This is a genomic window from Thiohalorhabdus sp. (genome assembly GCF_036628635.1).
In the GTDB taxonomy this organism is placed as follows: domain Bacteria; phylum Pseudomonadota; class Gammaproteobacteria; order Thiohalorhabdales; family Thiohalorhabdaceae; genus Thiohalorhabdus.
In genome coordinates this window covers 14,703-28,300 of the sequence record NZ_JAZKRM010000028.1, presented here as the reverse complement: position 1 = coordinate 28,300, position 13,598 = coordinate 14,703, and the positions used below count along the sequence as shown (strand labels likewise).

Here is a 13,598-nt window from a genome sequence, read left to right as displayed (position 1 = left end):
GCGCGGCCGGTGACCGTCCGCGGCCGCGAGGGTGACCGGGTCGCCGTTTCCGGCATCGAACCGGGGGCGGCGGTGGTTATCAGTCCCTATCTGGGCTGGACCCGCCTTGCCGACGGCATGCCGGTGACGGTGGTGACGCCTTGAAACTTACCGACTGGGCCCTGCACCGCCCCCATGCCCTGGCCGCGGTGGTCCTGCTGGTGACCATCTGGGGCCTTCTGGCCTATTTCCGCACTCCCGTGGACCTGTTCCCGGACACCGATCCGCCGCAGGCGGTGGTGATCGCCACCCAGTCCGGGGCCGGTGCGCGCGACATGGCCTCCGACGTGACCCAAGTGCTGGAGAAGGAGCTCAACACCCTGGATGGGGTGGTCAACATCACCAGCACCAGCCGCGACGGCGTGGCCTCCGTTCGCGTGGAGTTCGGCTACCACAAGGGCCTTTCCCAGGCCGTGGCGGCGGTGGGTAACGCCCTGGACCGCACCACCGCCGATCTGCCCGCCGATATGGCCCGGCCCCGCGTCTATCCCGTCAGCGATGCCACCAGCCCGGTGCTCACCCTGGCTTTGCGTCCCGGACCGGACAGTCCCAAGGACCTCGTCGACGTTCGCCTGCTGGCGGCCAACCCCATCCAGGACCGCCTGTTGGCCCTGCCCGGTGTGGGCGATGTGGAGGTCTTCGGGGGACACGAGCCCGAGGTACGCGTGGCCGTGGACCGCGAGGCGCTGGCCGCCCAGGACCTGGGTCTGGAGGGGGTGGTGGCCGCCCTGGAAGGCGCCAACGTCACCGTGCCCGCCGGCCGCGTGGAGCCGGGCGGCGGGGAATACCTGGTCACGGTGGCCGGGGAGGCGGCCACGCCGCGGGAGCTGGCCGGGCTGCCCCTGCGCCAGGGGCCCGGGGGCACCGTTCGCCTCGGTGACGTCGCCGAGGTGCGGCTGGGTACCGCCGAGGCACGCAGCGCTTACCACGGCAACGGCGAGCCGGCCATTGCCCTGGGCATCCAGCGCCCCCGCGCGGGGGCCACCATGGCGGCCATCGAGGCGGTCAAGGCCGAACTGCCCGGATTGCGCGCCGATTACCGCGATGTCCAGTTCGCGATCAGCGGCAGCCAGCAGAACCTCATCGAGGTGAACGCCGCCGGCCTGCGCAGCAGCGTGGTCCAGGCGGTGGTGCTCACCGTGGCCGTGATCTTCGTCTTCCTGGGCGACTGGCGGGTGGCGGCAGTGGCCTCGGTGAGTATCCCCCTGGCCTTCCTGGGCGCCCTGGCGGTGCTCGGCTTCACGCCGTATTCCCTGAACATGGTCACCATGTCCGGTCTGATCATCGCCGTGGGCCTGGTGATCGATTCGGCGGTGGTGGTGCTGGAGAACATTATCCGCCGCCACCGGGAGGGCATCGAGGGCAACGCCTTCGAGGCCGCGCAGGCCGGTGCCCGCCAGGTGGCGCTGGCGGTGACGGCAGGCATGCTCACCACCGTGGTGGTGGTGCTGCCGGTGATGTTCGCCGGGGGCTACATCCAGCGCATCATGCGACCCCTGAACCTCATGATCAGCGTCACCCTGATCGCCTCCCTGCTGGTGGCGCTCACCGTGATCCCGGTGCTGGCGGCGCGGCTGCTGAGCCGGCCCCGGACCCGGCTCAGCCGCCTGGAGCGCTGGCTGGGCGGAGTCCAGACGGGCACCGAGCGCCTGGCGACGGCCACCGTCCGCCTGGTCCGCGGCGCGCTGCGCTGGCGCTGGCTCACCCTGGCCGCGGCCGCGGTCTTCCTGGTCGGCACCATGCGGTTGGTGCCGCCGCTCATCGGCAATGAGCTCATGCCCCCCATGGACACCGGCATCGCCACCATTGACCTGGAGACCCCGGCCCATTTCGGCGTGGCCCGGGTGGCAACGGTCCTGGACCGGGTGGAGGCCGAAGTCGAGGCCACCCCGGGCGTGCAGCGGGTTTCCTCGGTGGTGGGCTCGGAGCCCGGCAAGATCGGCTTCGGCGCCGGCGGCGCCACCCCGCAGACCGCCCGTCTCACCGTCTATATGGTGGACCGCACGCAGCGTCGGGCGGCTATCTGGACGGTCATGGATCGCTGGCGCGACGCCCTCGACAAGCTGCCCGGCATCAAGGGCTACACCGTTTCCGCGTACGGGGCCACGCCCATCTCCACCACCAAGGCGCCGCTGGACATCATCATAAGCGGGCCGGACGCGGCGGTGCTGGACGACCTGGGGAAGCAGGCCCTGGCCGCCCTGGCGGGCATGCCCGGGGTGCTGGACGTGCGGCGAAGCTGGCTGTTCGACAAGCCCGAGCGCACGGTGGCCGTGGACCGCGAACGGGCCCAGCGCCTGGGTCTGTCCACCGCGGAGACGGGACGGGCCCTGGCCGCCGCCGTGGACGGCCTGCCGGCGGGGGATCTGCGCCTAACCGGCTTTCTGGACGTTCCCATCCGCGTAGCCTATGAGGAGACGGCGGTGGATCGGCCCGGAGGCATCGGCGGCGTCTATCTGCCCACGGCGGAAGGTCCCGTGCCCCTGCGTGCCACCGCCGCGGTGGCCACCCGCTGGGTCCGGCCCGCCATCACCCGCGAGGATCTCAAGCAGACCCTGGACATCACGGCGGTGAACCGGGGATATACCATTGCCGGTGTGGCGGCGGAGGCGCGCCAGCGCCTGGCCGGGATCGAGGTGCCGGCGGGCTACAGCGTGGCGGTAGGCGGTACGGTGACCGACCTGCAGGCCAATCAGGGCCGGATGCGGGCGGCCCTGCTGCCCGGCTTCGGCATGCTGGCCCTGCTGCTGTTCGCGCTGTTCGGGTCACTGCGCCATCCGCTGGCGATCCTGGCCCTGGTGCCCCTGGCTGTGGCCGGGGCCCTGTGGGGGCTGCTCGTGTTCGGCAAGCCCATGAGCATGCCGGCCATCATGGGCCTGATACTTCTGGGCGGGACAGTGGTGAACAACAGCATCCTGCTTCTGGATTTCGTCCGTCAGGCCGGGGCGGAGGGCATGGCGCGCGACGAGGCCATCCTGGAGGCGGTGCGTCTGCGCCTGCGCCCCGTGCTCATGACCACCGTCTCCACCGTCCTGGGCCTGTCGCCCCTGGTGTTCGAGCTGGCCGTGGGCCTGGAGCGCATGAGCCCGCTGGGCATCGCCGCCGCCACCGGGCTGCTGGTGGGCACGGTGCTGACTTTGGTGGTTCTGCCGGTGGTGTTCAGCCTGCTGGACGACCTGGGAGGGCTACTGCGCCGGCTCCTGGGCAGGGAAGGGCACGGCCAAATGGGCCGATGAGCCGGGCCGTGACCAAGTGGCGGAGGTTGCCATAGGCCGGCCAGGGGAGCAAAAAAACAGGCCCGAGGCGAACGCCTCGGGCCTGTCCCTGTATGGTGCGCGGGGCCGGAGTCGAACCGGCACGGGCAATAAGCCCACTAGCCCCTCAAGCTAGCGCGTCTACCGATTCCGCCACCCGCGCAGATGGCCTATAACCAGAATCAATTGCGGGCGGCGCCGTTAGGCGGCGACCCGCGCTCGGTAACGCCAATCAAAAATGGTTGCGGGGCGCGCTTCAGCGGGCACCCGCGCTCGGTAACGCCAATCAAAAATGGTTGCGGGGACCGCTTTAGCGGGTCCCAGCCCATACCTGGTGCCCACGACTGGATTCGAACCAGTGGCCTCACCCTTACCAAGGGTGTGCTCTACCGGCTGAGCTACGTGGGCCGGCGATCGACCGGAAACGGCACCCAGCATACCCCCAATGGGGGCGGTCTGTCGCGTTCGGGGCCGCCGGTTCCGAAAAACGCGACCGCAGCTTCGGAGGCCGCGGTCAAAAGCCAGATGGTCGGGGTGCCCGCTAAAGCGCTCCCCCGAGCCTGTTCGGGATACACCCAAAAAATGTATGGTCGGGGTGGGCGGATTCGAACCACCGACCCCCGCCTCCCGAAGGCGGTGCTCTGCCAGGCTGAGCTACACCCCGTCTAAGTCACGCCGACCTAATCGACTCGGGGGACCGCTTCAGCGGGCACCCCGTCTTATACGACAAGAAAAAGGTTGCGGGGCGGCGCCCCGGTCATAAGCTACACCTAGAAAGTCCGGCGGGTCGCTTTCGCGGGCCCCGGGTAAACCCAAGCGACAAGCAGGACGCGGGCCTGCCGCCGTGCTACCGGCCCCTGTTGGGGCGGGGTTCGGATCTGGAGCGGGAGACCGGACTCGAACCGGCGACAGCCACCTTGGCAAGGTGGTGCTCTACCAACTGAGCTACTCCCGCGGGCAAACTGGTGGAGCCGGTCGGGATCGAACCGACGACCTCGTGAATGCCATTCACGCGCTCTCCCAACTGAGCTACGGCCCCGCTGGATTGTCGCTGTACTGGTGCTCGGGGCAGGACTCGACCCTGCGATCTAGGGCGTATAAGGCCGTCACTCTAACCGGCTGAGCTACCCGAGCCGGGTATCCCAACCCTGGTGCCCTATGTCTCCCGGCTCGTTCAACCCCGAGTTTACAGGGCACGGATAATGGAGCGGGAGACCGGACTCGAACCGGCGACTTCCACCTTGGGAGGGTGGGGCTCTACCAGCTGAGCTACTCCCGCCTGGGCGGGCGCCGCAAGGCGCCCTGATGCAACGCCGCATATATGGTGCGCGGGGTGGGACTTGAACCCACACGGCCTCTCGGCCACTAGATCCTGAATCTAGCGCGTCTACCAAATTCCGCCACCCGCGCAAAATTTTATTGCCTAGATCGGCTGCGGGGACCCCTTTAGAAGGCTTTGCGCCCCGCCTCTTCTCGGCTTGCGTTCAGCTAGATGGGGCTCTGCAACCGGACTTTCAATCCCGGGTTCGTTGCCCGCCGAGAGCAGCTAAGGATAACCAATAAAGGGGGGCACCCTGCAACCCCCGGAGGCGGTAAAATGGCGTTTTTTTATGACTGGCCAGTCAGGAGGCGGTTGCAGTGAGCCCCACCGAATCGAATACGTCTCCCGGGGCGACGCCCTTCAAAGGTTTCGCGCACCCCCGGGGCAGCGCGCTGAGCCTTAGCGCCCGCGGTAACCGTTGGACACTGACTATCGAAACGGCGGACGGCGGCCCCTATCCGCCTTTTCAGGACTATCATCAGCGGCCCATGACGTCCGCCGATGTCAGGCGCTTCATACACGGGTCCGGGCGGGGTTGGCAGATCCAGCAGGGGGGTAACGAACGGAGTGAGCTGGTCGCCCTGGACAACGGTTTCCGAGTGCGCCTGACCCCGGCGCTGGGTGCGCCTTTGGATGCCGAGGTCATGGTGGCCGAGCTGGAGGAGCTGCTAGGGGGGTAGTCGGCGGTTTGCTGTCCGGTTAGGCTATACGGACAAAATGGGATAGGCTCGTCCGGCCAAGTCCTGACCTTGAAAGCCGGGGGAGCGTGAACGAGGTGGGTATGTCTAGGCGAGGCCACATCAATCCCATGGTCAGCAGCACGGATACGGCGGGCGGTTTCCCCGGCCCGGTTTACGAGGCGCTGCCGCTCGTCTATCTCGCGGTCGCCATTGCCCTGGTGATAATGGTTGAGAGCCCACTGATCTTCCTCTCCAGCGCCTTGTTCGGGGCCGCCGGCGTGGGCGTCCTGTGGATGCGGCTGCGTAACCGGCGCGGGGGCTAGGCCTCCGGCTTCCAATAGCCGGGACAATCCTGGTGCCAGCAGCCCCCTACCGCGCCGTCGGGATCCAGCCGGGCGCCGGTAAGGGCACCGCCCCAGACGCAGCCCGAGTCCAGGCCGAGGGTGTCCGCGGAGCGGGTAAAGCCGGCGGCGGCCCAGTGGCCGTATACAATGGCCCTTCCCTCGGCGGCGCGGCCCCGGTGAGCATACCAGGGCCTGTACCGCTCATCCGGAGGAGTGGCGCTCCAGGCAAATTCGCCGTCGGCGGTGCAAAAGCGGGTGCGGGTGAGGACCGCGGCGTTAAAACGCAGCCATTGCCATCCGTCGCTGGGATCCGGTTCTCGTGTGGGCAGGTCGCTGCTGGAAAGGCTGGCCGCCAGTTCGCCACCGTCCGGGCCGCGCAGGGCCGACTCCACCGACTGTGCCCGGCCCTCTGCGGTGGCGAGATCCCACAGCGGATGGAGGGCGGCGTGGACCATGTTCCAGCCCAGCCCCGGATCCCTGTGAAACAGGGGCCGGTGCCGCAGCCAGTCCATCAGCTCGGCCGCATCGGGGGCCTCTAGGGTCTCGGCAAGGGTGTCCTTGCCCTTGGGCCTGGCCTCGCTGAGAGCTCGGCCGATCAGATGAAGATCGTGGTTCCCCAGAACCATCTTTGCCGCCTCGCCCAGCGCCCGCACCCGTCGCAGCACCTCCAGGGAACGGGGTCCGCGATTAACCAAGTCGCCGACCAGCCACAGCCGGTCCCGCCCCGGATCGAAGGCGATGTTCTCCAGCAGGGCCTCCAGCTCGGCCCCGCAACCCTGGATGTCACCGATGGCGTAAACGGCCATATGCTCCTACCGGGGAACCCTGCTGCGGCGGTTCCTTAACCGGGGCCGGCTTATTCAAAGGGAGTAAGGAGGACTTGCCCCCCTTAAGGGTGCGAATACCTTAATCGGGAATAGCTGTCCTGTCAGCCGTGGTCCATACCGCCTGATCCCATCCCCAAAGCAAGGGCCAGGCCCGTCGCGCCCATGATGACCAAGAGGCCGCCGGCCGCTCGCCGGACCCAGGGGTTGCTCATGAAGCGGCCCAGGGCCGCGGCGAACAAGCCCATGGCGAGAAGATTGGGCAGGGTGCCGACGCCGAAGGCCAGCATCAGCGTTCCTCCGGCCGCGGCGCTACCGGCGGTGAGGGCCTGGATCAGGACCATGTAAACCATGCCGCAGGGTAGCCAGCCCCATACGGCGCCCAGGCCCAGAGCGGTGGGAAGGCTGCGAACCGGCAGCAGGCGCTGCCCCAGGGGCTCCAGCTGGCGCCACAGGGGCAGGCCTATGCGCTCCACCCGGCTCAGGCTGGGCCACCAGCCGCCGATGTACAGGCCGATGGCGATCATGACGGCGCCTGCCAAGCCCCGCAAAAGGGCCGGACCCTCGCCTTGGGGGCCGCCCAGGGCGGCTGCGGCCCCCAGCCCCCCGGCGAGAGCCCCGGCGGCGGTGTAGCTGGCGATGCGCCCGAGATTGTAGGCCAGAAGGTAGGGCAGCTGCCGCACCACCGAGGTGCGTACCCGGTCGTCGAGTCCGAAGGTGAGGGTGGCGGTGATACCGCCGCACATGGCTGCGCAATGAGGACCGCCGAACAGGCCCATGATGAGGGCGGCGGTTACGGTGAGGGCTTCCATCTCCACGGGGGTTCTCGCTCCGGGAAATCCTTGAAAAAAGCGGGATGCGCAAGCGAAAGCCGGCCGGAAAAGGCAGGAGAAGGGGGCTTTAAACAAAAAATGGAGCGGGCCGGGAAAAGGGGGGGGAAACCGGCGTCCGCTCCACCGGGCCTTGCGGCCCTAAACCAACCGAATTGTCGGATGCCCCCGAAGGGGCGAAGGGAGGGTGAGTCCCTTATTCCGCCCGAAGGCGGTTACTACGGCCTCACCCCCTTCAAAGCAATGGGTGTGCCAAAACCAGGCGCCTGGGGTAAGAGCCGGTAATGCCTGCCTTTTAGGCCCGAACAGCATTGGTATGGGGTTTTGCCACCGGGCCCCTTTGCCCCAAACCGCACATCGAGTATCTCAGACCTGGCCCTTTTGGTCCACCCCCCTAACAAAGTCATGTGCTACCTATGGCCAAGAACCGGTGGAAGGGGCTAAGGTGCTTTCTTAGGGTCCGGGTAGGCCCCGGGTAAGTAGGAGGAGCCCATGATTCGCTACGTTCTCGCCGTCCTGGTGCCGCCGGCCTCGGTTTGCGGCACCGGCTGTTACACCGCTCCGCCCATCGCTGTTTTCTGGCTGGCGGCGTTGTCTACCTTGTACTTGGTGCCGGAGTGGACACCGGTGTGGCTGGGACTCGCGGCCTTCTTTTGGCTGGCGGCAACCACCTGGGCCGTGCTAAGCCTGCGCGGCACCGAGGCCGATGCGGGCCAAGACCGGGAAAGCACCCGCAAACGTCATGTGGACCCGGAGCAGAACTACCCCGGTGAGGACCAGATCCCCCATACCTAGGTGGCTGCCGGTGGTCGATTGCCGGCCCTAACCGGTCCGAACGCCCACCGGACCGGGAGCCAGTCGGTGGGCCAGCACCTCGGCCAGATATCGGCCCGTATGGCTTTCCCGCACCCGTGCCACATCCTCCGGGGTTCCCGCCGCTACCAGATTGCCGCCGCCCTCGCCACCCTCGGGACCAAGGTCGAGGATCCAGTCCGCGGTCTTGATGACTTCGAGGTTGTGCTCGATCACCAATACCGTGTTGCCCTGATCGCGCAATCGGTGGAGCACGCTCAGAAGCTGGCGGATATCGTCGAAGTGAAGGCCGGTGGTGGGCTCGTCGAGGATGTAGAGGGTCCGGCCGGTGTTGCGGCGTGACAGCTCGCGCGCCAGCTTGACCCGCTGCGCCTCGCCGCCCGACAGGGTGGTGGCGCTCTGGCCCAGCTTGAGATAGGACAGACCCGCCTCGATCAGGGTCTGGAGCTTGTTGGCCACCGTGGGCACGGGATCGAAGAACTCGCGTGCCTCCTCGATGGTCATCTCCAGGACCTCGTGGATGTTCTTGCCCTTGTAGCGGACCTCCAGGGTCTCGCGGTTGTAGCGCTTGCCCTCGCACTCGTCGCAGGGGACGAAGGCGTCGGGGAGGAAGTGCATCTCCACTTTGATCACGCCTTCGCCCTGGCACGCCTCGCAGCGCCCGCCCTTGACGTTGAAGGAGAACCGACCCGGCTTGTAGCCCCGCGTGCGCGCCTCCTGGGTGCCGGCGAACAGCTCGCGGATGGGGGTGAAGGCCCCGGTGTAGGTGGCCGGGTTGGAGCGCGGGGTGCGGCCGATGGGGCTCTGGTCGATGTTGATGATCTTGTCGATGCGCTCCAGGCCGTGTACGGCGGTGTGCGCCCCCGGCTGCGCGCGCGCCCCGTGCAGGGTGCGGGCGACGCCCTTGGCCAGGGTCTCGTTGATCAGCGTGGACTTGCCCGAGCCCGAGACCCCGGTGATCCCCGTGAATAGGCCCAGGGGGATGGCCACGGTGACCTCGGCCAGGTTGTTGGCGCGCGCGCCCTCGACGGTCAAGGCGTAATCCGTCTCCGGGGCCGTGCGCTCCTCGGGGATGGCGATCTCCTCGCGGCCGGCCAGGTAGTCCCCGGTGAGGCTGTCGGAGTCGCGGGCGATCTCGTCCGGTGTGCCCACCGCCACCACCTCGCCGCCGTGGGTGCCGGCGCCCGGGCCCATGTCCACCACATGGTCGGCGGCGCGGATGGCCTCCTCGTCGTGCTCCACCACGATCACGGTGTTGCCCAGGTCCCGCAGGTGCTTGAGAGTGCCCAGCAGACGGGCGTTGTCGCGCGGATGGAGGCCGATGGAGGGCTCGTCCAGGACGTACATGACCCCCACCAGCCCGGCCCCGATCTGACTGGCCAGGCGAATGCGCTGGGCCTCGCCGCCCGACAGGGTATCCGCGGAGCGGTCCAGGGTCAGGTATTCCAGGCCCACGTCCATCAAAAACCGCAGGCGGTCATCGATCTCCTTGAGGATGCGTTCGGCGATCTGGCCGCGGCTACCGTGCAGGTCCAGGGAGCGGAAGAACGCCAGCGAGCGGTGCACCGGCTCCGCCGTGACCTCGTGGATGGGCCGGTCGCCCACCAGAACATGGCGGGCCTCGATGCGCAGCCGGGAGCCGCCGCAGTCCGGGCAGGGGTCCTCGGTGATGTACTTGGCCAGGTCCTCGCGCACCGCCGCGGACTCGGTCTCCCGGTAGCGGCGCTCGAGGTTGGGGATGACCCCCTCGAAGGGCATGTCGCGCGAGTGGGCGTTGCCCGACTCGGTCTCGAAGCGGAAGCGGATCTTCTCGCCGCCGGAGCCGTACAGGATGACCCGCTGCACTTCGTGAGGCAGGTCCTGGAAGGGCGTGCGGGTGTCGAAGCCGTAGTGCTCCCCCAGGGCTTCTAGCATTTGGAAATAGAAGTGGCTGTGGCGCTTGTCCCAGGGCCGGATGGCCCCTTCGCGCAGGGTCCATTCCGGATGCGGTATGACCCGCTCGGCGTCGAAGCTGGAGATGTGGCCCAGGCCGTCGCAGGTGGGACAGGCCCCATGCGGATTGTTGAATGAGAACGTCCGTGGCTCGAGCTCGGGGTAGGAGACATTGCAGTCTGGGCAGGAGAAGCGCTCCGAGAACAGCAGCTCGGGCCCGTCCATTACCTGCACCTGGGCCAAGCCGTCGCCCCAGTCGAGGGCGGTTTCCAGGGATTCGGCCAGGCGGTTGTCCTGGTCGGGGCGTACCTTGAGCCGGTCCACCACCAGCTCCACGGTGTGCACCCGCTTGCCATCCAGGTCGGGGATGCCACCATCGAGCTCCACCATGTCGCCGTCCACCCGCGCCCGGATAAAGCCTTGGGCGCGCACCTTATCGAACAGCTCGCGGTGCTCGCCCTTGCGGCCGCGCACGATGGGAGCGAGCAGGTGGATACGGGTGCCTTCCTCCAGGGCCAGCACCTGGTCCACCATCTGGGATACCGTCTGCGCCCGGATGGGCCGGCCGCAGGAATAGCACACGGGCTCACCCACCCGGGCGTAGAGCAGGCGCAGGTAGTCGTAGATCTCGGTGACCGTGCCTACCGTGGAGCGCGGGTTATGCGAGGCAGTCTTCTGCTCGATGGAGATGGCCGGCGACAGGCCCTCAATGGACTCCACCTCCGGCTTGTTCATCATGTTGAGGAACTGCCGGGCGTAGGCCGACAGGCTCTCCACGTAGCGGCGCTGGCCGTCGGCGTAGAGGGTGTCGAAGGCCAGCGACGACTTGCCCGAGCCGGAGACGCCGGTCATCACCACCAGGCGGTCGCGCGGGATGTCGACGTTGATGTTCTTGAGGTTGTGGGTGCGTGCCCCGCGGACCTCGATCCAGTCCATAATCATGTTACCGAAGGCCGTGGCCCGGCCCTCCGGCCGCCCTCCGCGGCGACCGGCGAGGCTTATGCGGGCAAGAGACAAACCATGTATCATAGCCCCTTTTTCGGAAGAGGCGCAAAGCCGCTCCAGCGAGGGCAGCCCTATTGAGCGAACGCATCCGGATGGCTCCGGTCGAGCGCCGGTCGGCCCTGGCCCTCGCCGGGATCTTCGGCCTGCGCATGCTGGGCCTGTTCCTGATCCTCCCCGTCCTGGCCCTGTACGCTCACGACCTGCCCGGCGCCACGCCGCTGCTGGTGGGCACGGCCCTGGGCGTCTACGGCCTCACCCAGGCCCTGCTCCAGGTCCCCTTCGGCGCCGCCTCCGACCGCTTCGGGCGCAAGCCGGTGATCGCCTTCGGTCTGGTGGTCTTCGCCGCCGGCTCGGTGGTGGCGGCGGTAGCGGACGACATCTTTCTGCTCCTGCTGGGACGGGCCCTGCAGGGAGCGGGTGCCATCGCCGCCGCGATAATCGCCATGGTGGCCGATCTCACCCGGGAGGAGACGCGCACCCGCGCCATGGCCCTGATTGGCATGACCATCGGCGCCTCCTTCGCCATCTCGCTGGTGGCGGGCCCCAGCCTCGCCCACTGGCTGGGGGTCCCGGGCATCTTCTGGCTCACCGGGGTGCTGAGCCTGGCCGCTATCGGCGTGCTCTATCTGGTGGTGCCCGAGCCCGAGGTAAGCCGCCACCACCGCGACGCCCAGCTGAGCCGCGCCATGCTCGGCGAGGTGTTGCGCAGCCCCATGCTGCTGCGGCTGGATTTTGGCATCTTCGCCCTGCACTTCATCCTTACCGCCATCTTCGTGGTGGTGCCGCCCCTGCTGGTTACCCATCTGGAGCTGGGCACCGACCGGCAGTGGCAGCTGTACTTGCCGGTGATGCTGGCATCAGCCGTGCTCATGTTTCCGCTGGTGTTCGTCGCCGAGGCCAAGCGGCGCATGCAGCCGGTGTTCATCGGGGCCATCGCGCTGCTGGTGGTGGCCCTGCTAGGGTTGGCCGAGGTGCCGCGCTCGGTCTGGGGGATCGGCTTGACCTTGGCGGCCTTCTTCACGGCGTTCAACGTGCTGGAGGCGAGCCTGCCCTCGCTCATCTCCAAGGCCGCCCCCGCGGCCGCCAAGGGCACCGCGGTGGGGATCTACAATATGGCCGAGTTCTTCGGCGCCTTCCTAGGCGGCACGGTGGGGGGCGCTCTGGCCGGGGTCTACGGGGCCGAGGGCGTGTTCATCGTCGGCGCCGCGGTGGCCATCGTTTGGGCGGGAGTGGCACTCTCCGGCCCGGCCCCGCACTATCTGGTCACCCGCCTGCTGTCGGTGGGGGTGCTGGCGGCGAAGGACGCCCGTGCCCTGGAGCGTGGGCTGCGGCATGTGGATGGGGTGGTCGAGGCCCGCGTGTTCGAAGATGAGGGTACCGTCTACTGCAAGGTGGACAGCACACGGGTCGACGAAGACGGCCTCCGGCAGGCGCTGGACTGGGTGCGCGCCGAGGCCGCGGAGGCCGCGGGCTGAGGAAGCGGGGAAACCAATAACCGTAGGTGCCCCGCCATTAAACTTTTAAGGCTCCAGGCTAGGGGCAATGGCTTGCCAGGTTTAGTGGCGGGGCGCCTCCATCAAGAAGGGGATCGCCATGGCGAGCGGCGGCGTTAACAAGGTCATCCTGATCGGCAATCTGGGCCGCGACCCCGAGATGCGCTACACCGGCAGCGGCAACGCCGTGGCCAACCTGTCCCTGGCCACGACGCGGCGCTATCGGGATCGTGATGGTCAGCAGCAGGAAGAAACGGAATGGCACCGGGTGGTGATGTTCTCCCGCCTGGCCGAGATCGCCGGCGAGTACCTGCGCAAGGGCTCGCAATGCTACATCGAGGGCCGCCTGCAGACGCGCAAGTGGCAGGACAACAATGGCCAGGACCGCTACACCACCGAGGTTGTCGCCAACGAGATGCAGATGCTCGGTGGTGGCGGTGGTGGCGGCGGCCGCGGCGGGGGCGGCGGCTCCTGGGATCAGTCGGCGCCGAGCGAATTCGACCAGACGGCCCCCGCTCAGGGCGGGGACAGCGGCGGCGGTTCGGGCGGCGGCCAGCCCGACTTCGATCAGGACTTCGAGGACGACATCCCGTTCTGACGCGACCCACCGGGCTTTCCAATGGCGCCGGCCCCGAAACCGGCACCGAACGAGCTTGCCAGGCCCCCTTCTCCATGGCAGGGTCGCCTCCATGCGCTACGCCCTCGGATGGATCCTGATGGTCGCCCTCTTGCTCGCCCAGTCCGCCTGGGCGTTCGAGGGGCACGTCGGCCATTTCGAGGGCGACGGAACGCATCAGCAGGCGCCGGTAACCCCTGGCGGCGACACCGACACCCAGGCACCCTCCGCCGGCACCCACTGCGGCCACTCCCCCGTCCATTTTGTAGCGGTCCACCGGGACCATTCTATGCTCGCCGGGCAGCCCGTGAGCGGAGAGCTGCCCCCTTACCGGGCCCCCGTTTCCTCCCTCCACGCCGAGCCCCCGACCCAGCCCCCCAGAGGCTGAGCCCTCAACGTACCGTCCTTTCGCGCCCCGTCCCCTTCGGGCGGCGGCAGACGCGACAC

10 protein-coding genes and 8 tRNA genes are annotated in these 13,598 nt (G+C 68.2%); 7 read left to right on the top strand and 11 right to left on the bottom strand.

Annotation, left to right across the window (positions count from 1 at the left end; translation table 11 throughout):
* Positions 1-140: 140 nt before the first annotated feature.
* Entirely contained in the window at positions 141-3,275 is a 3,135-nt protein-coding gene (locus tag V5A19_RS09875; protein WP_332319050.1) for an efflux RND transporter permease subunit, read from the top strand.
* A 93-nt stretch (positions 3,276-3,368) separates the two neighbouring features.
* Here the strand turns inward: V5A19_RS09875 and V5A19_RS09870 are convergent.
* The 8 genes from V5A19_RS09870 to V5A19_RS09835 all read right to left on the bottom strand — a co-directional run bounded on the left by V5A19_RS09870 (position 3,369) and on the right by V5A19_RS09835 (position 4,703).
* Positions 3,369-3,456, bottom strand: a tRNA-Leu gene (locus V5A19_RS09870).
* A gap of 169 nt (positions 3,457-3,625) precedes the next feature.
* Positions 3,626-3,701, bottom strand: a tRNA-Thr gene (locus tag V5A19_RS09865).
* A 179-nt stretch (positions 3,702-3,880) separates the two neighbouring features.
* Positions 3,881-3,957: transfer RNA gene (locus tag V5A19_RS09860), tRNA-Pro, on the bottom strand.
* A gap of 215 nt (positions 3,958-4,172) precedes the next feature.
* Positions 4,173-4,248, bottom strand: a tRNA-Gly gene (locus V5A19_RS09855).
* A gap of 8 nt (positions 4,249-4,256) precedes the next feature.
* Positions 4,257-4,332 (bottom strand) — tRNA-Ala (locus V5A19_RS09850).
* 18 nt (positions 4,333-4,350) lie between these two features.
* Positions 4,351-4,427, bottom strand: a tRNA-Ile gene (locus V5A19_RS09845).
* A gap of 69 nt (positions 4,428-4,496) precedes the next feature.
* Positions 4,497-4,572: transfer RNA gene (locus tag V5A19_RS09840), tRNA-Gly, on the bottom strand.
* Between the two features lie 43 nt (positions 4,573-4,615).
* Positions 4,616-4,703 (bottom strand) — tRNA-Leu (locus V5A19_RS09835).
* A 228-nt stretch (positions 4,704-4,931) separates the two neighbouring features.
* Here V5A19_RS09835 and V5A19_RS09830 point away from each other — a divergent pair.
* Entirely contained in the window at positions 4,932-5,294 is a 363-nt protein-coding gene (locus tag V5A19_RS09830) for a hypothetical protein (protein ID WP_332319051.1), read from the top strand.
* Between the two features lie 101 nt (positions 5,295-5,395).
* The gene (locus V5A19_RS09825; RefSeq protein WP_332319052.1) at positions 5,396-5,617 is read left to right on the top strand and encodes a hypothetical protein; all 222 of its coding nucleotides are present in this window, start codon (positions 5,396-5,398) and stop codon (positions 5,615-5,617) included.
* Here the strand turns inward: V5A19_RS09825 and V5A19_RS09820 are convergent.
* Positions 5,614-6,444 (bottom strand): symmetrical bis(5'-nucleosyl)-tetraphosphatase, encoded by an 831-nt coding sequence (locus V5A19_RS09820; RefSeq protein WP_332319053.1) that lies wholly within the window; start codon positions 6,442-6,444, stop codon positions 5,614-5,616. The two genes, V5A19_RS09825 and V5A19_RS09820, sit on opposite strands and share 4 nt — an antisense overlap.
* A gap of 122 nt (positions 6,445-6,566) precedes the next feature.
* Positions 6,567-7,274 (bottom strand): sulfite exporter TauE/SafE family protein, encoded by a 708-nt coding sequence (locus V5A19_RS09815; protein WP_332319072.1) that lies wholly within the window; start codon positions 7,272-7,274, stop codon positions 6,567-6,569.
* Between the two features lie 510 nt (positions 7,275-7,784).
* Between V5A19_RS09815 and V5A19_RS09810 the strand changes: the two genes are divergently transcribed.
* The gene (locus V5A19_RS09810; protein ID WP_332319054.1) at positions 7,785-8,087 is read left to right on the top strand and encodes a hypothetical protein; all 303 of its coding nucleotides are present in this window, start codon (positions 7,785-7,787) and stop codon (positions 8,085-8,087) included.
* A 27-nt stretch (positions 8,088-8,114) separates the two neighbouring features.
* On the opposite strand, the gene uvrA is transcribed toward V5A19_RS09810, so the two are convergent.
* Positions 8,115-10,973 (bottom strand): excinuclease ABC subunit UvrA, encoded by a 2,859-nt coding sequence (uvrA, locus tag V5A19_RS09805; protein WP_332319055.1) that lies wholly within the window; start codon positions 10,971-10,973, stop codon positions 8,115-8,117.
* Positions 10,974-11,116: 143 nt separating this feature from the next.
* Here uvrA and V5A19_RS09800 point away from each other — a divergent pair, with 143 nt between their 5' ends.
* From V5A19_RS09800 to V5A19_RS09790, 3 genes are all read left to right on the top strand, one after another.
* On the top strand, positions 11,117-12,517 hold the full coding sequence (locus V5A19_RS09800) for an MFS transporter (protein ID WP_332327775.1): 1,401 nt from the start codon (positions 11,117-11,119) through the stop codon (positions 12,515-12,517).
* Positions 12,518-12,635: 118 nt separating this feature from the next.
* Positions 12,636-13,133: a single-stranded DNA-binding protein gene (locus tag V5A19_RS09795; RefSeq protein WP_332319057.1), complete on the top strand. Its 498-nt coding sequence runs from the start codon at positions 12,636-12,638 to the stop codon at positions 13,131-13,133.
* 91 nt (positions 13,134-13,224) lie between these two features.
* Positions 13,225-13,539 carry a hypothetical protein gene (locus V5A19_RS09790; RefSeq protein ID WP_332319058.1) on the top strand — a complete coding sequence of 105 codons (315 nt, stop codon included), beginning with the start codon at positions 13,225-13,227 and terminating at the stop codon, positions 13,537-13,539.
* The last annotated feature ends 59 nt before the right edge of the window (positions 13,540-13,598 follow it).